The following is a 21,157-nucleotide window of genomic DNA, read 5'->3' on the forward strand; positions in this document are numbered from 1 at the left end:
CTCACAGCCATCGTTGCAGGCCACAAACAAAGCCAGATCAACGATCTGCTACCGTGGAATTACGTCAAATAGGTGGGATCGACGCACCGCTTACCGACGACTCCATAGGTGGCGAGGCCGGCGATGACGTCATCCGTCTGAGCGACAGTTTTGGTAATGATACAATTGTCGGCGGCGAAACCAGTGAAACACTGGGCGATACGCTTGACCTGTCGGGCCTGACAACGAACGTTACTGTTGACCTCACCGATGCAAATGCCGAGTCGGGCACCGTTTCTGACGGCACTTCGACTGCTGAATTCGCCGAGATCGAGAACATCATTCTGGGCGGCGGGCGTGATACCGTTGTTCTGGCCGACGGGTCGGGTGCGCATACCGTCCAAGGTTTTAGCATGTACCACAGCGGAGACGGTACGACCGTCGATCAGTTGGATGTCTCCGGTCTCACATCGGATGGTGGCACAACGCCGATCAACACCGCCGATGTGACCGTGACAGACACCAACGGTGACGGCACAGGCGACGCTATCCTGACCTTCACTGGCGGGGAAAGCATCACGTTGGTTGGCGTTCTGTCCAGCGCGCTGGACAGTGCAGATGAACTGGAGGCTATAGGCATTCCCGCGGTTCCACTGAACTACATTGTCGAGGGTACAACCGGAGACGACAATATTGTCGCCGGTTATGCTGGCGATCCAGAAGGCGACAGGGTTGATGCAGGTGATAACCTTGCCAACAACAATGACGATCTCATCCACGCCGGGGACGGTGATGATACTGTCGAAAGTGGTGGGGGCAATGACATCGTAATTGCAGGCGCAGGCGATGACATCGTGGACGGTGAAGGTGGAGATGATTCATTGGTCGGTGGAAGTGGCCACGACAATCTCACCGGCAGGATTGGAAACGATACCCTGCTCGGCGGTGAGGGCGATGACTGGCTTTTTGGTGAAGAAGATGATGACTATGTCGATGGCGGTGACGGCAACGACTTTATCACCGGCGATCAAGGCTCGGATATGCTTATCGGCGGCAGTGGCGATGACACTATTTTTTCAATGTTTGAAGGAGATGGTGACGATACCGTTGTCGGCGGTGAAACAGGCGAAACCACCGGAGATGTGATCGACTACACCTATATGACTGCTAACCATGTCCTAACTTATACAGGTGAAGAAGCAGGCACGATTACCACTGACACCCACAACCTGAATTTTGTCGAGATTGAAAGCATCCAGTTGGGTGAAGGGAACGATACGGTCATTGGCTCAACCGGTTCCCAGAATGTCTCAACAGGGACTGGTGCCGATGTTGTCGCGGGTGGCGCGGGCGACGATATCTTTGACATCGGTGCAGATGATGGTGCGCAAGACACTGTTGTATTGGCCGATGACGATGGGAACGACACCATCAGCGGCTTTGAAGCGCCCGTCTATGATCCGGTTACTGACACCTACACAGGACACGACCAAGTTGATGTAAGCGGCTTGACCGATGCCAAAGGAGCACTGGTCAATGTGCATGACGTCACCGTTAGCGACGATGGATCTGGCAATGCAGTTTTGACCTTCCCGAACGGGGAAAGCCTCACGCTCAATCAAGTAGCTCCGGTTGATTTGGCCACCCCTGCTCAACTGGCGGCGATTGGCATCCCGATGCCAAACTTCATCGTCGATGGCACAGCGGGCGATGATCTGATTGACGCCAACTACATTGGTGATCCCGAAGGCGACATGATTGACGCGGGTGATAGCTTTGGCCGCAATGATGAAGATAGAGTTTACGCAGGCAAGGGCAACGATACTGTGTTTGGTGGTGCTGATAACGACACCATCAATGGCCAAGCGGGAGATGACTCACTTCATGGCGGTTCCGGTGATGACTCTATCCTAGGCGGCGAAGGTAACGATGTTATCTATGGTGATACTTCGGGTGGTTCCACGGATGAGCTCCTTGCTGATGGATCGTTTGAGGGCTTTAAGCCTTCCCTCTTTAGCCAAGGCGACTCGCTCCCCGATTGGTACAGTTGGAATAACGGTTCGCCCGACGTGAGTGAAAAAGGCGGATATGAAGTTCCTTGGTCGAATACAGCGGCACCGACAGACGGAACAAACTATGTGACGTTGGTCAAAAGTCCCGATGATAGATATGGTGAAGGTATATCGCAGGATCTAGCGACGCCTCTGGTTGCGGGGACCAGTTATACAATCAAGCTGGATGCGGCAGTTGGAGAAGCAACTAACTCGGCACCTTTGGGTGAACCCACTTTTGTTTTGATCTATGGAAACCCCATGGCTGGAATTGTCGGTGGAGAACCCGAAGGTTGGACGACTGATGATATCCCCGATGGGGCTGTGCTTTTGGGCTCTGCCGAGATCACTACTGATTTCAACTCTGGTACGATGGAAACGGTAACAATCACCTTCACGCCGACAGTAGATATTGCAACATTGTCGATCACACTGGCGGATTCGGAAGTTTCAGAAGTCAATAACGCAGCACTGATATTGGACAATATCAGCCTGACGGAAGCCACCTCTGATGACACTCTTGATGGCGGTGCCGGCGACGACATGATTTATGGCGGCACCGGTGACGACACCTTTATCGTTTCCGGCGGCAACGACACGATTGGCGACTTTAACACAGGCAATACTGGCGCCCTCGATGATGGCGACCAGAGCAACAACGACCTTGTTGATCTATCAGATTACTATGACAATATTTTCGACCTGCGTGCGGACCAAGCTGACGATGGTGTTCTGAACCACTCGAATACTGATGTGGATTACTCAGGTAAAGTCGCGCTTGGCGGGGCGAATACACTGACGTTGACGGGTGTTGATGCCCAAGACCTGACCTTTGACAACACCAATGTCACCTGTTTCACCACAGGCACGACAATCCGTACGCCCGATGGGGATCGGTTGATTGAAACTCTGCGCGTTGGTGATCTGGTCAACACGGCCGACAATGGCCCACAGCCCATCCGTTGGATCGGGATGCGCAGACTGGACGAAAAGGCATTATCAGCCGCTGAAAATCTCCGCCCAGTTTTGATCGATGCGCATGTTTTGGGGAACACCAAGCCGCTTATTGTGTCACAACAGCATGGTATGTTGATTGAAGGAGATAAGCTGGCGCGGGCGAAACATCTGGCCGAGACGCTGCCAAGTGTGCGGATTATGCAAGGTAAGAAATCGGTGTGTTACGTACATTTGATGTTCGATACGCATCAAATCATCTTTGCCGAAAATGCTGCAACCGAAAGCTTCTACCCCGGCCCAATGGCGTTGAAAGCGCTGGATCAGGACGCGCGTGCGGAGCTGTTCACGCTGTTCCCTGATCTGCAAGATTCAATGGCCTGCAAAGCTTACGCGCAAAGGGCGCGCCCCTTTGTAGGGAGAAAAGCCCTGAAAGCCACCACTTCGGATTTGACTGGAAATGTGCAGAGCAACATTAGGCCACAGGGCCAGCAGCACAGCGCAATTGCTGCGGAGTAAAATCCCGCTGCGCCTCCCCCTTCCGGTCCTTCGGAGGGGGAGACGCAGCTAAAATCTTCCTACCTTGCTCCCTCATTTTCAATCTAAGTTTGTGACCGAATTTATGGCAAGCGACACTCGGTTTCAGTGCCAAAAACATCATACCACTGTGCTGCCGCACGAAAAGCGGTTGCCCGTGCTGCATCGATTTCAAGTTGCGCTGACATCAAAGCGAATTCAGCACCTGCCACCTCCAACCCGCTGTCGAGCCCCCCACGACGACGCGCCTGTGATCTTTCAAGCTCGGACGCCAACAAACGGTACGCCGCGAGACGCGCCTCTAAACGCTCCTCTGCGCTTTGCAGATTGATACTCGCCTCCAAAGTCGCAATTTCTGCGGCCGAAAGCGCTTGCAGCCATGAAATTTCCGCCGTTGCGACGCCAATACGGGCTTGATCGACCTGCCGTCTGGCTGTTCCGTCATCAAGAAGGTTGCCCTCAATAGACACGCTATTGGAGAGCGCGGCGACATTTCCGCTAAAGAGTCCCGCCAATGTTCGGGCCGTGGACGCCAGCGAAGACGTCACGACAATACGCGGGCGTGTGTTGGCGAGTGTTTCAGCCCGCGCAGCATCAGCGGCGTGAAACCGCAGCCAAGCCGCGCAGACATCGGGGCGTCCCCCTACACGGCTCAAATCCGTTTTTGCAGGAATGCGAGGACGTTTTATTTTGCGCAACGGGATCGCTGCGGGCATCTTTTTGACACCAAGAGCACGCAGCCGCGCTTCCGCCAATGCGATCTGGCCTGACGCTTCGGCTCTTGCAATGCGCGCATCTGTCAAATCTTGAAGCCGCGTTGCCAATTCTGTGCCCGTTGTTTCGCCATTTTGAGCACGCGCGCGTAGTGCAGGAATTGTTTTTTGTGTCATGCTGATACGCGTATCGGCACGGGCGGACTGATTGCGGGCTTCGGCAAGGGCAACCCAACCGTTCACCACGGCCATCGCAATGGTGCGGCGTGCCGCGATATAATCCAGCCCGTTTGCTTCACGCTCCAGTGTTGCGCTGCTCAGCGCTGCGGCAAGACGCCCAGTCAGGTCAGGTTCATAGCGCACAGTCATGTTTGCGCTGAAATCACTGCGCTTCGATCTAGGCCCACTTTGCCCATCAGGCCGCAACGCCCCTGTGGCACTGGCAAGATACCCGCCTGCCCCGCTAATTTGCACCCCCCCTGATGCGCCTGCCTGAGCAAGCGCCAGATCAGCGACACGCGCCCGCGCCCGCGCTGATGCAACGTCCAGATTATTTACATCCGCTTCTAACAGCATGCGGCGCAACCCCGCGTCACCGAAGTTCAACAGCCAAACAGGTGTTTCGACAACCGCCAGATCTGTTGCACGCACAGCCACTGTCGGCTTCCCGTCGAAATCAGGCAATGCACATCCACTTAGCGCAAGTGCTATGATAAGAGAGCCAGCATATTTCATCGTAACACCCTGACAACCATACGCTGCCCTAGGATCAGCCCTTCTGCAATCTCAGGGCTGGCATCAATCCGCACAACAATCTGCACCGTTCTAACATCGGTATCCGTTAGCGTACTTGGTGTTCCATAAACGCCAGCAACCCGCAAAACCTCTCCGCTCAATGGCGTAAAACGGTCTTTCTCTGAAATGATTTCCACGCTTTGCCCCGGCTTCACAAGCCCCACAAATTGTTCGTCCAAATTGGCAAGCACAACCCGATTGGCATCAGGCGCAAGAAGGAACATTTCCGTCACGGTTGACGTACTGGTGCCATCGCCCACGCGGGCTGAACTGCGCAAAATAACGCCAGATTGCGGTGCACGAATAACATGCGCTTCGATCTCTTGTTCCTGAAGCGCAAGCCGCCGTTTCACCAGATCAACCGAAATTTGTGCATTGGTGGCTTCCAGAACCGCAATTCTGGAGGCCCAATTCGCCTCTTCAGATTGACGCAAAGGGATCGCGTCAGCACGGACAAGGGGCAGCAGGCGCGATACTTCTGCCTGCGCCTGTTCGACCCGTAAAGTGGCGAGGTTCATCTGAAGGTCGGCTTGCCGTAATTCATCACGCGAAATGGCCATTTGCAGCCGCGCAGTGGAATCGTCAATCCGTGCAAGGGCCTGCCCTTCGGTGACCAACACTTCGGCGATCAATCCTTCGCGGCGGGCAGCCAATCGCATAACGCCACCATCAATATCGACTTTGCCAGTCGCAACCGCTATCCAAGGCCGTTGCGTTTCTTGCGCGTTCACAGCCGCTGGAAGCAGCAGGCACAGGGCAAGGAGAGCTTTATATATCATGCGTGAGATTTCTTTTCTTCTTGGGAGGTTAGGAAACGTCCATCTTCCATTTGTAGTATACGATCAGCAAAAGGTGTGAGCCGCTCGTCATGTGTGACACAAACCACCGCAACGCCTTTTTGCTGTGCAAGGTCACGCAGCTTTGAGGAAACGCGCTCACCATTTTCGCCGTCAAGCGCACTGGTCGGTTCATCCGCAAAGATCACGCGTGGTTTTTTTGCTAAAGCACAAGCAACAGATACACGTTGCTTTTCACCACCGGAAAGGGCCGATGGCAATAGGTCTATGCGGTCTTCCAGTCCAACATCACACAAGGCTTGGCAGGCGCGGGAATAGGCTTCGCCACGTGGGACGCCCATCTGTTGCAACACAAAGGATATCTGCTCGTGAGCTTTCAAACTTGGCAGCAGGATCGAGCCTTGAAAGATAAACCCCATATTTTTCAACCGAAAGGCATCGCGTTTCCGCGCCGACAAAGACCAAATCGCTGTGTCCCCCAGTTCAACCTTTCCTTTATCAGGTGACGTCAAACCGGCAAGGATCGCCAGCAGCGTGGATTTCCCACAGCCAGATGGCCCTTTTATCAAAGTGAACGCACCTGCATCAACCGTGATATCCAGATTGCGGACCACGTCAATCGTTGCCTTGCCGTTTCGAAACGATTTGGACACCCCCTGCGCGGTGATTGCGATATCACGGGTCATCGCAGCAACGCCGCCGGATCGGCCTTGCGCAAACGGCGCAGTGCAATCAAGTTTGACACGAAAACGCAGGCCATCAGGGCGCAGGCGGACCATAAGACAAGTGGCACCGTCACAAAGACAGCAACACCTTTCCCCTGCAAATACCCGATAAGAAGGGTCGCCACCAACCCTGTCACGCCCAAGGCTGCAATGCCGACAATGCCGCCTTGGGCCAGAACCAACCGCTGCAATCGACGATAAGAAAACCCATAAGCGCGCAGAGCTGCATATTCGCGGATCGAGGCCCCTACCGCCGCGCTAAGGGACTGGCTGACCACCAACAAGGTGACGATAAGCGCGATCCCGATGGAAGACAGAAAGATCACACCAATCGCGGACTTGAGCGCCCATTGCTCCATTGTTGACGTGATAAGTTCATCCTTCTTCCAAAGGCGCAGGTCTGGGTGCGTCTGAAATTCCGTAATAAGGCGATCCACTGTGCCCGCTGGTGCATCGGGGGCCAGCCCAACCAATATGAAGTTGGGAACCCCGACAGATTCTTGCCCCGGCAAGGAGCGCGCCGTGGCTTGTGAAGTAAGCACAGTCGACATCATGACGCCTCGCAACCCGTCAAGCACGCCGACAACGCGCATCATTTTACTTTGCACTAAAATGTTGTCCCCAATACCCACCCCCATTACGCCTGCGACGACCTTATCAAGGATCACTGTTCCAGGCTCCGCAAGGCTTTCACGCAAAGCAGGCGAAATGACATCACCAAACAACATGGCATCCTTTTTGATCGACGTACCCACAACCTGAATAAAATGCTCTTTGGGGATAGTCGTTTCGCCCGGTGGTACGGGCAGCGACATTGTGGAAAATGCCAATGCAAACGGCTCAACTCTCTCGACTTCGGGGATCAACCACAGCAAAGATGATGCCGGTGTTTGCAAGCTGGTGCCACTGTCAAAGGATGTTTCTTCGGCGGGACCTGCCCACAGCAAAGCAGATGACATTGAAAGGGGTGCAGATACGTTGCGAAATGCGCCAAGCATCAGCGCCAACTGCATAATCATCAGCAAGCCAGATACACTGACGCAAATCACCGCAGGCAGGTAGCGGCGCCAATCATGGCGCACAGATTTCCACGCAACTCGCAGCATTCAAATTATGCCTTCCAAAACAAAAAACCAAGAACAGAACAAGTTGCCGAGCTTGTGATCATACAATCTCTGTCTTGAGATGACAGCGGAATGCAGCATTTTAACCCGACATGCCCTAAATAGACCTTGGCAGCAGAATTCCAAGTGGTTGAAATACTCAGACAGGCTTTCCATAGGATGATCCTATGGCCTGTACCGTCCCCGTTAAACGGGGAGAAACCATCGCAATGCTTCACATATCTTGGCTTTGTTGCCTTTTAATTGCAGTCACTTGGTTCAGTTGCGCGGGTTTTCGTTTGGCGTAATTTTCTTAAAGATTGGATACAACTTGACCTGCGTCAGGCGCACTACAAGGCATTTTACTGGTCGTTTCAGTCTCTCAGACCTGTAGCGGAGGCGCGGTCCAATAAGAGAAACACGAGGCCTCGGCTTTGGCCAACCCGCGGTCTTTCAAATGTATCCGCGCAGCAGCAACCTCATCCCGCTCGGCAGCGACATAGATAAACCGGTCCTGTTCGGGCAGATCAATTTCACTCAGGATCGCTACGGGGCTGGTGTTTTGATCCCGCAGAACCCAATTCAAGGAAACCCCATCAGGGTGGATTAAGTTTTGGGCATCTTTGGCATCCGGAATGATCAACGATGCGATACCTTTGGCGTTCTCAGGCAACCTCTCCAGCAGCCTTGCGATGACAGGCATCGCGGTTTCATCCCCGATCAGGCAGTGCCACGCGACTTCGCTGGCGGCTCTGCCACCACCGCCCGCGCCTGTGATCGCAATCTCGGTCCCGACAGCAAGGCTGCGCGTCCATTCTGTGACGCGGCCACCATCATGTAAGAACACATCAAAAGCCAAACGCGCCATATCGTTGTCGCCAAACGTGATTGAGCGCGTGGTGTAAACAGGGCGATGCCATGCGGACATCCCACCGCCAGGCCATGTGGTGACACCGCCTGCATCAATCTCGGGCCACCCTGCCCCCTCAGGACCCAAGAGCAAACGGAAATGAAACGACCCTTCTGCGAACCGTGCAAGGTCAGCACCCTCGATCGTAACACGTGTATAAGAAGGGCTGATCCGCTCGACCCCGACAACCGAAGCGATACTCAGGTTTGCAGGATGGCGGCTGCCAGCCACAGGCTCCCATTTCACCACAGTTTCCAGTTTTTCCATCCGCAGAGCAACTGCATCGCGCAACTGTTGCAACAAGGCTGGCGTCTTGGCCGAGAGTTCCAGTTTGGTTTTCTTGCGGTCCCCCGTCACCCTGAGCGACCCAGACCCCAGTTGCAGCAAGACCCCCTCAGCGTCCCGCTCAAGGTTCAAACCTGCCGATAACGCAAAGTTTTTAATCTTCTTGATTGTAAGTATGGAAGGCACGTCGAGCACTGCATTGCTTTGATGTGTCATTTTCGTTTCCTCAGTAAGTAAGGCTTGGATAAAGCGGAAATTGCGCGGCCCCTGCCGCCAAGGAAATGACCTTTAACGCAATCCCCCAGCGGCAATGCAAAATCAGGAAAGGCCAGCCGCCTCGACGGTCAAACCGCAAGGCATGCCGTCAGCATTCAGAGCAATGCGCAAACCCGCCTGCTCTTGCCATGACGCAATGCCACCCGCCTTCAGATGCAGGTGAAAGTCGGGGGTCATCACATTGACAAACCCCATGGATGGTTTCACAGCTTCGACCTTACCGCGCCAAACCTGCGTCAGGCTGGGGGTTTGCGCTGTAATTTTCACCTCGGCGTCCATCGTGCTCAGTTGGGTAAACAAAACCATCGCTGGGTCCGTGTCCGAGATTTCGGGCGCAGTGCCGCGATCCACAACTGGACCCACGCGGTTGACGTCAACCTCTTCCATCGGCTTGGTTTCAAAGGCCGACAATGCTTGGTCCATTGGCTCGGTGCCCTCCATCCCCACAACCGAGAACATCACATCGCCTGCCTCATTGGTGAATTTTAGCGTTGGAAAAACCTTGCCCCGCATCACCGAACTGCGGTCAATATGAATTGCGACAATTTCGTTGGGATCAACCACGCTCTCGTGACACGCCCCTGACAAGCGCACACCATCTGCGGTGACCTCAACGCTCTCCACTGGGCCAATACGTTCGTGGGTCACCCCCCGACCCGTTTGGACGATCACCATCACTTTCCCCATCTTAGGAAGTGTTTTCAAAACAGTGGCTACATCTGTCCCAGTGATTTTTTCCAATGCAATAACATCGTTTTGCTGCTCGGCCATTTGCGAACCCTTTGTGTAAATTGGAGGGGGTCGCTCGCTTGGTGCTGGCTGGTGTGGATATCCGCAGACGGCCACTGCGCGCAAATGTGACCATCTGCATCGCGGTGTCAAGGCGTATCAAAGTGGATTTGGCGACGTGAAATCGATGTAAAAATTATCCACGCCCCAATACTTGACAAAAATAGTCGCCATTACTAGCAACGGGCAAGGTTTTCAGGAATCGACCGAAAACCGCCAGCATTCTGCCAGCGCATTAAAAGTTAACCAAAGGCATCGCTGCCTTGCTGGGAGTATTAAACATGACCTTTCGTTGCCGCATCGCGGCCCTTTCAAGCACGGTCGCCATCGCCGCCCTGCTGCCTTACGGGGCGCTGGCACAAGACGTCGCTGATGATGAAAACCTGTTGGGGACAATCGTTCTAAGCACTGACCGTCAAGGTGATCAGGTACTGGATGTCCCAGCAAACATCACAGTAATCGACAGCGCCGAAATTGAGGCGCGCAACATCACGGATATGCAGGAACTGACCCGCTATACGCCGGGTGTTTCAGTCTTTCGTCAAACAAACTCAACCGACCCGTTTAACACATTCAGCGGCTTCACCATTCGCGGGGTCAGCGCAAACCGGGTCCAGATGCAAGTGGATGGTTCGCGCGTGCCCGAACGCATTATTGATGGCACACGTGACTATATTGATTTCAGCTTTACCAAACAGGTTGAGATCGTCAGAGGGCCCGCGTCGGTCCTTTGGGGTGCTGATGCGCTTGGTGGCATTGTTGCCCTTGAAACACTTGACCCCGAAGATGTCCTTGACGGACGTGAACGTGGCGGGTCTGTGCGAACGGCCTACGATAGCTCAAACGACGGAGCAGATGTAGAGCTGACCTTCGGTCAAAAGCTCTTGCCTAACCTTGAACTGCTTATTGGACTGTCACGAGAAACCACAAGCGAGACCGAACTCTCAAATGCACGTGATGACGGCGGCGCATGGGGCTGTCCGCGCAATGTTGATTATGGCGCCAGCACCTGCGGAGAACTGGACCCCACCAGTGTTACCTCAAATCGCGGCTTAGCCAAGCTTGTCTGGACCCCAACCGACAACCATCGTCTGGAGTTTACCTTAGATGCCTTGGAACGCACAACAACTGTAGATCACCGCGTCACGCGCGGCCCTGTTGTTTCCAGCTTTACAGGTTTACCGACAGGCGAAATCATCAATTCCTACGATCGCGAGTTAGAAATCAGCCGCCAACGCTATGCCGTCGAGCATGAATGGGCCCTTGGCGGCGGCATATTTGATAGCGTCAAATCCACCCTAGCGTTCACCCCCAACTCTTACAGCCGCACTGGGGCCGAATTTTCTACTTCGGCTGCAGGCGACAGCATCATGTCATATGACAACCTTGATTACTCGGAAGAGTTTTTTGAGATTGATGTTCAGGCAAACGGTAGCTTTATCACGGGTAATCTGCGCCATGATTTTGTTTTAGGCATTGATGCAGACCGTACCAAAACAGATTATGAGCGCATTGACCGCACCAATAACCTAACCACGGGCATAAACACCGAGACCCGCGCAGGAGGGTTCAACTTTGCCAATGCAACGACAACACGTGCTGACATCTATATACAGGACAAAATCACATTTGGCGGCAACCGCTTTGAACTGACCTCGGGCCTGCGCTACGCGACCTATAGCCTCGACCCACGTCCCAACGCAGACTATCAAGTTGTGACAGGAAGCGAACCCATCAAGCGCAGCGATCAAAAGCTGCTGAAAAGCCTTGGCGCAACTTACCATTTCAATGACACATATTCGGTTTGGGCCAAATATGGTGAGGGTTTCAAAATGCCCACCTCGCAGCAATTATTCACTTCACTGCCAGGTTCATTTTTCAATCTAACCCCAGCGCCCGACTTGAAGCCTGAAGAGGTCAAAAACATCGAACTAGGTGTCCGTGGCCAATTTGGTCGTGGCTTCTTTTCTGTAAATGCATTCAAGGCAGATTATACAAACTTCATCCAATCCTTCTACAATCCTCCCGGCACAAGCGATTACACTTATCGCAACCTTTCATCCGTTGATATTTGGGGGATCGAAGCGTCCGGTTCTTGGGAAATCAAAGATGATTTGAACGCGAATTTCTCTGCGGCCTACCAAAAAGCCACCCAGAGGGTGAACTCTGGCAGCGCAGAAACACCTCACAATGTGGCCCCGCTCACTGCGACGATCGGGTTGGCCTACGACATGCCGCAATACGACTTGCAGCTTGAAGCCATCGGAACATTTTCTGCGGGTGTTGAGGATACAGATAAATCAACAGCCTTCAAACCTGCGGGATATGGAATACTGGACCTATACGCGACATGGACACCTAACAAAGTGGGTAAGTTCACTGTTGGTGTTCAGAACGTCTTTGACCGCCGTTATTTCCCAGCATCGGCAGCAAGCTATGGCGCAACTGCAACAAACAGCGTCGCGGCAGGCAGCCCTCTAGAACTTCAAACTGGTTTAGGACGCACGATCCAAGTGTCCTACCAAATGGAGTTTTAAGTCGCCATGCGCCGGATTCTAAAACAAATAACGGGCCTGACGTGGCGGGCCATAAGCGGGCCCGGCGCATGGAAGGGCATCCTTCTCTATCTCGTTGTCCTTTCGCTTCAATTCGTAGGCGTATGGATCTCGGTCCGTTTCATCGCGTGGTCGAAGGATTTCTATGACGCCATTGAAAACATGCAGGCCGATGTTGCTTTGGCACAGATCGGTGTATTTGCAGGGTTAACCGCAGTGTCGGCGGGCACCTACCTTGTCATGCGTTGGTTGCGCCAGCAGTTGCTGATGCATTGGCGCCACCGCCTCACGGACCGCGCATTGGACGCGTGGATGGAAAACGGGGCCTATTGGCACTTGCGCCCCGGACTTTCGCCCGATGCGATAGACAATCCAGATCAACGGGTGGCGGATGATTGTCGCAAATTCATTGATCATCTCTTGGAGGAAACACTTGATCTAATCTCCAGCAGTGTCGCCTTGGTATCCTATTGCGTGATCCTTTGGTCCCTCTCCAGCTTTGCCTTGGAGTTCACCTTTATGGGGCGTGACATCTCGATCCCCCATTACATGTTCTGGCTGGCGTTCATCTATGTCGGTATTTCCAGTGTTGCCACACACCTGTTGGGCAAGCCCCTGAAATCCATTGTTTTCGCACAAGAGCGCCGCGAAGCTGATTTTCGGCATGCTCTGATCCAACTGCGCGAAACCGCAACAGAAGTAGCACAATCGCGCGGCGAAGCAGCTGAGCGGCGCAGGTTGGACGGGCGTTTTTCGGGCATCCAAGAAAATTGGCACCAATTACTGCGCCGCCAGTTCATCATGGGCCTATTCACGCGCCCATATTACCAAACCATTATGCGTGTTCCGACCTTTTTCGCCCTTCCTGCCTATTTTGCAGGGGCTGTGACATTGGGCGGCATGATGCAACTCGGCTCGGCTTTCGGACGGGTGACCCAAACCTTAAGCTGGTTCATATTCTCCTATCGCAAGCTGGCCGAATTTGTGGCGGTAACAGAACGGTTGGACGGGTTGTTCAAAGCGGTGGAAAGCCCCGCCCCCATGCCGAATGCGCCCTGCGACATCAAACGCTTAATCCCAAACACTGGCTACATCGCATGGCGTGATTTACAGCTTTGCACCCCTGACGGGCGCGATCTGTGTCCCGTCCCAGACACCAGAATAGAAAAAGGCGAACGGATTTGGCTTTCAGGTGCATCGGGCCAAGGTAAAACCACGCTTTTGTCTGCCATATCGGGCCTTTGGCCTTATGGCACCGGACACATCGAAGCCCCATCTGAAGAGTTTCTTTTCCTGCCCCAAACCCCACAAGTCTTTGCGGAAGGCATGGCCGCTGCTGCCTGCTATCCCGGTGATCCTGCAGATATCGACCCCAGCGAATTGCGCGCTATTCTAACGCGTGTTGGCCTTGGCCACCGTCTCAGCGGGCTTGAAAAGACAGGGACAGAAGGCACCGAGGGCCTGTCTATCGGTGAACGCCAGCGCCTCGCTCTTGCACGTATTCTAATTTTACGCCCCAAATGGGTGTTGCTGGATGAAGCCACAAGCGCATTGGACGCCGAAGCCGAGGCGGCATTGCTGGGCATCATCAGGGCCGAACTCCCAGACACAACCCTCATCTGTGTCGCCCATCACGCGCCCACAGCGCTGTATCCTTACCGAACGATCAACATTGGCACCCCCGAGCCCCTCACCGAAAGGCTGACCGCATGAAAGACGCACAGGAAATTATTACAGGCTGGATCGATCCTGACACTGGCAATCAGATGGAGGCAAGCCATGTGATTGCCAACGCGGTCGCAGCCCCTGTTGTGCTGCTGGGCGAACAGCATGACCGCGTTGATAATCACCTGTGGCAGCTTCAAGTCTCACAGCAGATATTCGCACAGCGCCGTGACATCGTCATGGGATTTGAAATGTTCCCTGCACGGCTTGACCCTGTTTTGGCACAATGGAGCGCAGGGGATCTGTCCGAGGAGGCGTTTTTGGAAAAAGCCGAGTGGAAAACCGTGTGGGGGTTTGATCCTGAGCTTTACCTGCCCTTGTTTCGCTTTTGCAAAGACAACGCGATTTCCATGATTGGCCTAAACTGCCGCCGCGCCTTGGTCAGTGAAGTGGGTGCCGACGGCTGGGAGGGCGTTCCAGTTGAGAACCGTGAGGGACTAACCCCCGCCCTACCCGCATCCCCCGCCTACCGCGAATTCCTGTTCCAGATCACGGGTGGTGTGCGTGAAGGGCGCAAAGCACAATCTGCCCAAGACCCCGAATTTGACCGCTTTGTACGTGCCCAGCAAACTTGGGACCGCGCCTTTGCCTGCCGCATCGCGGATGTCGTGTCACAGCCAGATGCCCCACTGGTCATTGGCATCATCGGGCGTGGACACCTTGAATACCATCACGGCACCCCGTTTCAGTTAGAGGACCTTGGCGTGCCCAACACGCAAGTCCTTCTTCCTGCGGAACAAGGGCGCGAAATCAAGCCTCAAGTCGGTGACGCCGTTTACCGGTTGCCCACAACCTGACCTTTGGTTCCGCCCCTGATTGCGTGGTGAGGCCCAAAGCAACGATAACAAACTATCATACCTTACGCAGAACCGTGTTTGTCAGAATGCCGCCCTCCTCTACAGTCAGCATAAATCATTGCCCCTGCGCGCATGGCCTGTCAAAATAGCGCAAACCTGCGACAGCCAAGGGGCGAATATGCAAAACTGGGCGGTATTTACTGGCGACATTGTACGCTCTAGCGACATGGGCGCGCAGGTATTGGGCGATGTGTTTGCCGCGCTGGAAAGCGCGGCAAAGGGTATCGGGTGCTGGCCCGATAGCCAAACCGCATTTGCACGGTTCCGCGGCGATGGTTGGCAAATGGCCCTGCCGCCTATCTATGCCATGCGTGCCGCTTTGGTCATGCGTGCTGCCGTGCGCACAACTGGCAAAGGCCATGACACGCGCTTTGGGATCGGCATCGGTGTGGGCCATCTGACGGGCAATGATCTGGCTGGTGCCGACGGTCCTGCCTTTTTGCAATCGGGTCACGCGTTGGATACGCTCAAACGTGCGCCACGTATGGCCGCCCCCGATGCCCCACAACACTTGCGCACAGCCCTACCCCTTGCCGACCGTATCGCCTTGGGCTGGACGCAGAAACAAGCACAAGTGGTTCTTGCCCTGTTGGCCCCCAATGCCCCGACACAAGACGCCCTCGCTCAAAGCCTTGGCCGTAGCCGTCAGATGACGCAAAAACAGGCGGATTCCGCAGGTGTTTCCGCGCTTCTTGACTGCTGTAGCGCATTTGAAACCCAGAAATAGCAACTAAATTAGGTTGCATAAATAAAAAGCAACCTAATTCACATAAAGACAAAATCGCACATGAATTTGCCCATCATCCCCCTCCTCACGATCGAACTTCTGGTCGCCTTGGTCGCGGCACATCTGCTGGCAGATTTTGTGTTTCAAACCACACATATGGTTCTGAATAAGCAACGGCCTTGGATCATGCTGATGCATGGGGCGCATGTCTTTGCGATCACAGCCTTGCTGTCAGGTGGCGCGATGTTGCTGAGCCTTGGCATTGCGCTGAGCCATATCGCAATAGATACGGTCAAAATCAAATGGGCACCTGATACGCTGCGGACCTATTTACTGGATCAATGCGCCCATCTTGCTGTTTTGCTCTACGCTGTTTTGTGGTTGCCTGCATGGCTGCTGGCCCCGTGGTGGCCCCCGCTGTCCACAGATATGATCCAGATCGCACTGGTGCTTTGCGGGTTGATCACCGCCACATTGGCGGGAGGCGTGGCCGTCGGCCAATTGATGAGCCGCTATAAATCAGACGCACAGCCAGATGGCTTGGAATATGCAGGCCGGATGATTGGCCTGATGGAGCGGGGCTTGATCTTTTTGATGGTCATGATCGGCGAACCTTCTGGCATTGGTTTTCTCATCGCTGCCAAATCTATTTTGCGCTTTGACACTGTCGCCCGTGACCAGAAGATGAGCGAATATGTCATCATCGGCACATTAGCCTCCTTTGGCTGGGCGCTGGGCGCCAGTTTCGCCACCATGGCAACGATGCGCGCTCTGGGTTACTAGCCCCTTGAGATTAAAGTCATGCACGCCTATCTAGGATAGTAGAAGGAGCACCCATATGTTCGGAATTCCAGGCAAACAAGCGGTCACCATGACCGACAAAGCAGCAGCGCAAATCATCAAACTGATGACTGCCAAAGGCCACGCTGGCCTGCGCATCGGCGTGAAAAAAGGCGGCTGTGCGGGTATGGAATATACCATGGAATATGTGGATGACGCCGATCCCAACGACGAAGTTGTGGAGCAAGGCGGCGCATGTGTGATGATCGCTCCGATGGCACAGATGTTCCTGTTTGGCACGCAAATCGACTATGAAACATCGCTGCTGGAATCAGGATTCAAATTCAACAACCCCAACGTTTCCGAAGCATGTGGATGTGGTGAATCGATTAAATTCGACGAAGCCCTCTTTGCCAAGTGAGCCTTGCCGCAGCAGATATGGAATTCGCGCGTGAATTGCTGTCTGACATCCCCGATCTGACCACCCGCCGCATGTTCGGCGGCATGGGGATCTATTCAGGCGATACGATCTTTGCCCTGATGATGTCCGATGGTCGGCTGATGCTGAAAGCTGCCAAAGGCCCCTTTGCCGACAAAATGGCAGAGCTTGGTGGCGAGGAATGGACCTATACCCGCAAAAACGGGGCGACCTCGGCCATGCCTTACTGGACCCTGCCCGACGCCTATCTGGATGATCCCGAGGAAGCCTGCGCATTGGCGCGCGAAGCCTTGGAAGTCCTGCGCTAAAGCGCAACCTCATCCAGTAATTGTGCCCGAAAACTAAGCATGAAATCCACCCGCGTCTGCGCCATATCACGCGCCGTTACAGTATTCAGCGTTTCTGCCACCCGCAATAATTTCACCTCAAAATGATCCAGCGCATAAGCGCGGTCATCCAAGTCACGGTCTTGCGCCATCGGATTCCCGCCGTGAAACAGCGCCGCGTTCATCTGTCCCGAGACGTTAAAGCAACGGGCAATGCCCAAAGCCCCCAATGCCTCTAGCCTGTCGGCGTCTTGCACCACCTGCGCCTCTAGGGTGCGCGGCGTCACGCCTGCAGAAAAACTATGCGCTTCAATGGCATGGGCTACGCCATCCACCTGCGCTGGCGCCATACCTTGCTCGGATAAGAAAGCAGTGGCATGGGCCGCAGATAATGCCGCCGCCTGTTTCCCCTGCGGGCTGTCTTTGGGTGGGTTCACGATGTCGTGCAAGAAACAGGCCGCTTCAATCACCCCCAGATCACCGCCCTCTTGGGCTGCGATTTTCTGGGCCAATGCCCAGACACGCCGCAAATGCCAAACATCATGTGCACCGTCCACATTCGCGCCCCAGACACGCATAACCTCTGCTTCATAGACCGCGCTCATGATTTCTTCAGATGCAGATAGGTCTCGGCAAACCGCGCTTCCAGATGTTCGCCCGCCAATATTGTTTTGCCTGATCCTAAAGGTGCCACATTGGTGTCATGGGACGGGTTAAAGAACAGCGGTACGGAAATCCGCTCGGCCAGACCACCGACAACACGGTGCGGGGTCGCGCGCACACGGCCATCGGTCCAGACCTCCATCATCTCGCCAAAGTTGATGACAAAAGTACCCGGCTCGGCGCTCACAAGGATCCAGCCGCCGCCGCGTTTGCGCACTTCCAATCCGGGTGATCCGTCTGTCGCCAGCAATGTCAGGCAGCCGTAATCCGTATGGGTCGCAATGCCAAAATCCTTGGCCCCCGCCCAATCAGGCCTTGAGGGGTAATAATTGCCGCGCAGCAAGGCCATGGGCGTCTCGAACCCTGCATCAAACGCATCACGTGGCGCTTCGATCGACTGTGCAACACCGCGCAAAACCTCCATCGCAACGACACGGGCATCGTCGTAATACCCCGCAATGATACGTTCAAAACCCTCTGGAGCTGTGGGCCAGATATTAGGCGCATAAACTGACATCTCATTGCGTGGATCATCCGCCTCTAGCGCAACACCACTGTCGAAATACTGTTTATAATCAGGGTTTGCATCAGGATCGACTTGCTCTGTCCCAGCCGCCCCCCAACCGCGATTGGCCCCAGTTCCCGCCATATCATAAGGCTTCTTTTGCGCGTCAGGTAGTTTGAAAAATGCACGGTAGGTCTCAATCACCTCATGCACACGCGCCGCTGCCAGACCGGTGTTATATACGGTTGCAAAGCCGACATCTGTTGCTGCCACCCGCATCGCATCCAGCGCCGCGGGTTGGCCCTTGCTCAACGCCTCAAGATCAATAGACGGGATCATAATCCAACTCCTTGCATATTTGCCAAACTCCTACCCTGTCATAGCCGCCTTAGCCAACCCCATCGTTGAATTGATCAAAGGCGACTGATAGGAACGAGAAATCAAAACAAAGGACAGCACATGCGACGCAAACTGGCAGCAGGCAACTGGAAAATGAATGGCAACGCAGCCAGCCTTTCCGAACTGAAAACACTTAAAGACCTCCTGCCGCCAAACCCGCCCCAAGTGGTGATCTGCCCGCCTGCCCCTTTACTGTTTCGCGCCACCGAAGCCGCACGCGGCACTGACATCATGATCGGCGCACAAGACTGCCACATGCAGCACAGCGGCGCGTTCACAGGTGATGTTTCCGCAGACCTTATCGCGGACACTGGCGCCACCTTTGTCATCGTCGGCCATTCCGAGCGCCGCGACACCCACGAAGAGCGCGACTCAGATGTGCGCAAGAAAGCCACATCTGCTTGGGCATCGGGCCTCACCGCGATCATCTGCATCGGTGAAACACTGGATGACCACGCGGCCAACAACACCCTCGACATCATCGCAGGCCAGCTTGCCGGCTCCCTGCCCGACGGCATGACCACCAGCAACACCGTCATCGCCTATGAACCCATCTGGGCCATCGGTACGGGCAAAGTACCTACCTTGGAGCAGATCATCGAGGTTCACGATTTCATCCGCGCCAAACTGGTCACCCGCTGTGGTGCTGAAGTCGCAGACATGATCCCGCTACTCTACGGCGGTTCGGTCAAACCAGATAACGCCGCGACGATTTTCCAAGCTGAGAATGTAGATGGTGCGCTTGTCGGGGGGGCCTCTCTCAAGGCCACAGACTTTGCCCCGATCATCGCGGCCCTTGCCAACAGCTAAACTTCTGAGGCGACCCCACAATAGAAAAGGCGCAGGACCAAGCAGTCCTGCGCCTTTTTTTTCTGTCTTGCCTCGGATTACTTCACAATAATCTCTGGCCCCATCATCAAGGTTGGTAACCACGTTGAGATGATCGGGATGTAGGTCACCATAATCAGGAAGACGAACAACACGGCAAGGAATGGAAGCGCGGCACGCACCACATTCATCATCGGCATATTCGCCACGCCAGAGGTGACAAACAGGTTCAACCCCACAGGCGGCGTGATCATCCCGATTTCCATGTTCACCACCATGATGATGCCCAAATGGATCGGGTCAATCCCCAACTCCATCGCAATCGGGAACACCAGAGGTGCTACAATCACCAACAGGCCCGACGGCTCCATGAACTGCCCACCGATCAGCAAGATCACGTTTACGATGACCAAGAACATCACCGGACCAAAGCCCGCGTTCAACATCGCCGAGGAGATTTGCTGGGGGATTTGCTCATCCGTCAGGACGTGTTTCAGGATCAGCGCGTTGGCGATGATGAACATCAACGTCACCGTCAGCTTGCCTGCCTCGAACAGGGTATCACGTGTATCACGGTGGAAAAAGGCCGTGATCAAAGCCATGGGTTTTTCCCACAGCGCCAGATTGTGCCCATCGCCTTTTACATGCAGTGGCCCCATGTCGCGGTAGACAAAGGACGAGATCAAGAAGGCATAGATCGCTGCAACCGCAGCTGCTTCGGTGGGGGTGAAAATACCGCCATAGATACCACCAAGGATGATCACGATCAGGAACAGGCCCCAGCCCGCTTCGATACCGCTGCGGCGTACTTCGCCCCAGCCATGCCATTCACCTTTGGGCAGGTTGCGGATACGGGCGATGATGTAGATCGTCAGCATCAGCATGAAACCCGCCAGCAGACCGGGAATAACCCCCGCAAGGAACATCCGCCCCACGGACACATCCGTAGCAGAAGCATAAACCACCATCACAATGCTGGGCGGGATCAGGATGCCCAAGGTGCCAGCAACGGCAATCACGCCTGCGGCGAAGTCTTTAGTATAGCCCACTTCGCGCATGCCCACGATCACGATAGAGCCGATGGCCACAACCGTCGCAGGGGATGAGCCGGACAGTGCCGCAAACATCATACAGGCAAAGACACCCGCAATCGCCAGACCGCCGGGCAAATGCCCGACCAGCGCGATAGAAAATCGGATGATCCGCCGCGCCACACCGCCCGTCGACATAAACGCCGAGGCCAGAACAAAGAACGGGATCGCCAGCAGCGTGTAATGGCCTGCCATCGCTTGGAACAAGGTCTGCGCAATAGACGCCAGCGAAGTGTCAGACAGCACCAGCAAGAACAGGATCGACGAAGTGCCCAGAGATACCGCAATCGGCACCCCCATCAGCATCAGGCCGATCACCATCATAAAGAGAACAAGGACTTCCATACG

18 protein-coding genes are annotated in these 21,157 nt (G+C 54.7%); 9 read left to right on the forward strand and 9 right to left on the reverse strand.

What is annotated here, in order from left to right; translation table 11 throughout:
- Positions 1-53: 53 nt before the first annotated feature.
- Positions 54-3,503 (forward strand): Hint domain-containing protein, encoded by a 3,450-nt coding sequence (locus tag GGR95_RS11035; RefSeq protein ID WP_184565788.1) that lies wholly within the window; start codon positions 54-56, stop codon positions 3,501-3,503.
- A gap of 101 nt (positions 3,504-3,604) precedes the next feature.
- Here the strand turns inward: GGR95_RS11035 and GGR95_RS11040 are convergent, their stop codons facing one another.
- The 6 genes from GGR95_RS11040 to GGR95_RS11065 form a co-directional block, all read right to left on the reverse strand.
- Positions 3,605-4,969: a TolC family protein gene (locus tag GGR95_RS11040; RefSeq protein ID WP_184565790.1), complete on the reverse strand. Its 1,365-nt coding sequence runs from the start codon at positions 4,967-4,969 to the stop codon at positions 3,605-3,607.
- Positions 4,966-5,808, reverse strand: coding sequence for an HlyD family secretion protein (locus tag GGR95_RS11045; RefSeq protein WP_184565792.1), 843 nt, complete (start codon positions 5,806-5,808; stop codon positions 4,966-4,968). The genes GGR95_RS11040 and GGR95_RS11045 overlap by 4 nt, the downstream gene beginning before the upstream one ends.
- The gene (locus tag GGR95_RS11050) at positions 5,805-6,512 is read right to left on the reverse strand and encodes an ABC transporter ATP-binding protein (RefSeq protein ID WP_184565794.1); all 708 of its coding nucleotides are present in this window, start codon (positions 6,510-6,512) and stop codon (positions 5,805-5,807) included. The genes GGR95_RS11045 and GGR95_RS11050 overlap by 4 nt, the downstream gene beginning before the upstream one ends.
- A complete protein-coding gene (locus tag GGR95_RS11055) occupies positions 6,509-7,657 on the reverse strand; it encodes an ABC transporter permease (protein WP_184565796.1) in 1,149 nt (382 codons plus the stop codon). The genes GGR95_RS11050 and GGR95_RS11055 overlap by 4 nt, the downstream gene beginning before the upstream one ends.
- Before the next feature lie 379 nt (positions 7,658-8,036).
- A complete protein-coding gene (locus GGR95_RS11060) occupies positions 8,037-9,065 on the reverse strand; it encodes a siderophore-interacting protein (RefSeq protein ID WP_184565798.1) in 1,029 nt (342 codons plus the stop codon).
- 102 nt (positions 9,066-9,167) lie between these two features.
- Complete coding sequence (locus GGR95_RS11065; RefSeq protein WP_184565800.1) at positions 9,168-9,896, reverse strand: ChuX/HutX family heme-like substrate-binding protein; 729 nt, start codon at positions 9,894-9,896, stop codon at positions 9,168-9,170.
- A 299-nt stretch (positions 9,897-10,195) separates the two neighbouring features.
- Here GGR95_RS11065 and GGR95_RS11070 point away from each other — a divergent pair, with 299 nt between their 5' ends.
- The 7 genes from GGR95_RS11070 to GGR95_RS11100 all read left to right on the forward strand — a co-directional run bounded on the left by GGR95_RS11070 (position 10,196) and on the right by GGR95_RS11100 (position 17,305).
- Positions 10,196-12,451 carry a TonB-dependent hemoglobin/transferrin/lactoferrin family receptor gene (locus tag GGR95_RS11070; RefSeq protein ID WP_184565802.1) on the forward strand — a complete coding sequence of 752 codons (2,256 nt, stop codon included), beginning with the start codon at positions 10,196-10,198 and terminating at the stop codon, positions 12,449-12,451.
- 6 nt (positions 12,452-12,457) lie between these two features.
- Entirely contained in the window at positions 12,458-14,182 is a 1,725-nt protein-coding gene (locus GGR95_RS11075; RefSeq protein ID WP_184565804.1) for an ABC transporter ATP-binding protein/permease, read from the forward strand.
- Positions 14,179-14,991, forward strand: coding sequence for a ChaN family lipoprotein (locus GGR95_RS11080; RefSeq protein ID WP_184565806.1), 813 nt, complete (start codon positions 14,179-14,181; stop codon positions 14,989-14,991). The genes GGR95_RS11075 and GGR95_RS11080 overlap by 4 nt, the downstream gene beginning before the upstream one ends.
- A 178-nt stretch (positions 14,992-15,169) precedes the next feature.
- Positions 15,170-15,778 (forward strand): hypothetical protein, encoded by a 609-nt coding sequence (locus GGR95_RS11085; RefSeq protein ID WP_184565808.1) that lies wholly within the window; start codon positions 15,170-15,172, stop codon positions 15,776-15,778.
- A 60-nt stretch (positions 15,779-15,838) separates the two neighbouring features.
- Positions 15,839-16,561 (forward strand): DUF3307 domain-containing protein, encoded by a 723-nt coding sequence (locus GGR95_RS11090; RefSeq protein WP_184565810.1) that lies wholly within the window; start codon positions 15,839-15,841, stop codon positions 16,559-16,561.
- 55 nt (positions 16,562-16,616) lie between these two features.
- Positions 16,617-16,979, forward strand: a complete 363-nt coding sequence (locus GGR95_RS11095) for a HesB/IscA family protein (RefSeq protein ID WP_184565812.1) — start codon at positions 16,617-16,619, stop codon at positions 16,977-16,979.
- Positions 16,976-17,305, forward strand: coding sequence for a TfoX/Sxy family protein (locus tag GGR95_RS11100; RefSeq protein ID WP_184565814.1), 330 nt, complete (start codon positions 16,976-16,978; stop codon positions 17,303-17,305). The genes GGR95_RS11095 and GGR95_RS11100 overlap by 4 nt, the downstream gene beginning before the upstream one ends.
- On the opposite strand, the gene GGR95_RS11105 is transcribed toward GGR95_RS11100, so the two are convergent.
- Complete coding sequence (locus GGR95_RS11105; RefSeq protein ID WP_221384858.1) at positions 17,302-17,928, reverse strand: HD domain-containing protein; 627 nt, start codon at positions 17,926-17,928, stop codon at positions 17,302-17,304. The two genes, GGR95_RS11100 and GGR95_RS11105, sit on opposite strands and share 4 nt — an antisense overlap.
- Complete coding sequence (locus GGR95_RS11110; protein ID WP_184565816.1) at positions 17,925-18,830, reverse strand: isopenicillin N synthase family dioxygenase; 906 nt, start codon at positions 18,828-18,830, stop codon at positions 17,925-17,927. Before GGR95_RS11110 ends, GGR95_RS11105 begins: the two co-directional genes overlap by 4 nt.
- Before the next feature lie 120 nt (positions 18,831-18,950).
- Between GGR95_RS11110 and tpiA the strand changes: the two genes are divergently transcribed.
- Positions 18,951-19,700: a triose-phosphate isomerase gene (gene tpiA / locus GGR95_RS11115; protein ID WP_184565819.1), complete on the forward strand. Its 750-nt coding sequence runs from the start codon at positions 18,951-18,953 to the stop codon at positions 19,698-19,700.
- A 77-nt stretch (positions 19,701-19,777) separates the two neighbouring features.
- Here the strand turns inward: tpiA and GGR95_RS11120 are convergent, their stop codons facing one another.
- Positions 19,778-21,154: a TRAP transporter large permease gene (locus tag GGR95_RS11120; RefSeq protein ID WP_184565821.1), complete on the reverse strand. Its 1,377-nt coding sequence runs from the start codon at positions 21,152-21,154 to the stop codon at positions 19,778-19,780.
- Positions 21,155-21,157: the final 3 nt, after the last annotated feature.

Source organism: Sulfitobacter undariae (assembly GCF_014196805.1).
GTDB classification, from domain to species: Bacteria; Pseudomonadota; Alphaproteobacteria; order Rhodobacterales; family Rhodobacteraceae; genus Sulfitobacter; species Sulfitobacter undariae.

What these genes read in the sequence shown, in the direction of transcription:
- GGR95_RS11075 (WP_184565804.1), top strand. Translation starts at nt 12,458, where the DNA reads ATGCGCCGGATTCTAAAACAAATAACGGGCCTGACGTGGCGGGCCATA.
- GGR95_RS11070 (WP_184565802.1), top strand. Translation starts at nt 10,196, where the DNA reads ATGACCTTTCGTTGCCGCATCGCGGCCCTTTCAAGCACGGTCGCCATC.
- GGR95_RS11120 (WP_184565821.1), bottom strand. Translation starts at nt 21,154, where the DNA reads ATGGAAGTCCTTGTTCTCTTTATGATGGTGATCGGCCTGATGCTGATG.
- GGR95_RS11085 (WP_184565808.1), top strand. Translation starts at nt 15,170, where the DNA reads ATGCAAAACTGGGCGGTATTTACTGGCGACATTGTACGCTCTAGCGAC.
- GGR95_RS11065 (WP_184565800.1), bottom strand. Translation starts at nt 9,896, where the DNA reads ATGGCCGAGCAGCAAAACGATGTTATTGCATTGGAAAAAATCACTGGG.
- GGR95_RS11080 (WP_184565806.1), top strand. Translation starts at nt 14,179, where the DNA reads ATGAAAGACGCACAGGAAATTATTACAGGCTGGATCGATCCTGACACT.
- tpiA (WP_184565819.1), top strand. Translation starts at nt 18,951, where the DNA reads ATGCGACGCAAACTGGCAGCAGGCAACTGGAAAATGAATGGCAACGCA.
- GGR95_RS11110 (WP_184565816.1), bottom strand. Translation starts at nt 18,830, where the DNA reads ATGATCCCGTCTATTGATCTTGAGGCGTTGAGCAAGGGCCAACCCGCG.
- GGR95_RS11105 (WP_221384858.1), bottom strand. Translation starts at nt 17,928, where the DNA reads ATGAGCGCGGTCTATGAAGCAGAGGTTATGCGTGTCTGGGGCGCGAAT.
- GGR95_RS11095 (WP_184565812.1), top strand. Translation starts at nt 16,617, where the DNA reads ATGTTCGGAATTCCAGGCAAACAAGCGGTCACCATGACCGACAAAGCA.
- GGR95_RS11040 (WP_184565790.1), bottom strand. Translation starts at nt 4,969, where the DNA reads ATGAAATATGCTGGCTCTCTTATCATAGCACTTGCGCTAAGTGGATGT.
- GGR95_RS11055 (WP_184565796.1), bottom strand. Translation starts at nt 7,657, where the DNA reads ATGCTGCGAGTTGCGTGGAAATCTGTGCGCCATGATTGGCGCCGCTAC.
- GGR95_RS11050 (WP_184565794.1), bottom strand. Translation starts at nt 6,512, where the DNA reads ATGACCCGTGATATCGCAATCACCGCGCAGGGGGTGTCCAAATCGTTT.
- GGR95_RS11090 (WP_184565810.1), top strand. Translation starts at nt 15,839, where the DNA reads ATGAATTTGCCCATCATCCCCCTCCTCACGATCGAACTTCTGGTCGCC.
- GGR95_RS11045 (WP_184565792.1), bottom strand. Translation starts at nt 5,808, where the DNA reads ATGATATATAAAGCTCTCCTTGCCCTGTGCCTGCTGCTTCCAGCGGCT.
- GGR95_RS11060 (WP_184565798.1), bottom strand. Translation starts at nt 9,065, where the DNA reads ATGACACATCAAAGCAATGCAGTGCTCGACGTGCCTTCCATACTTACA.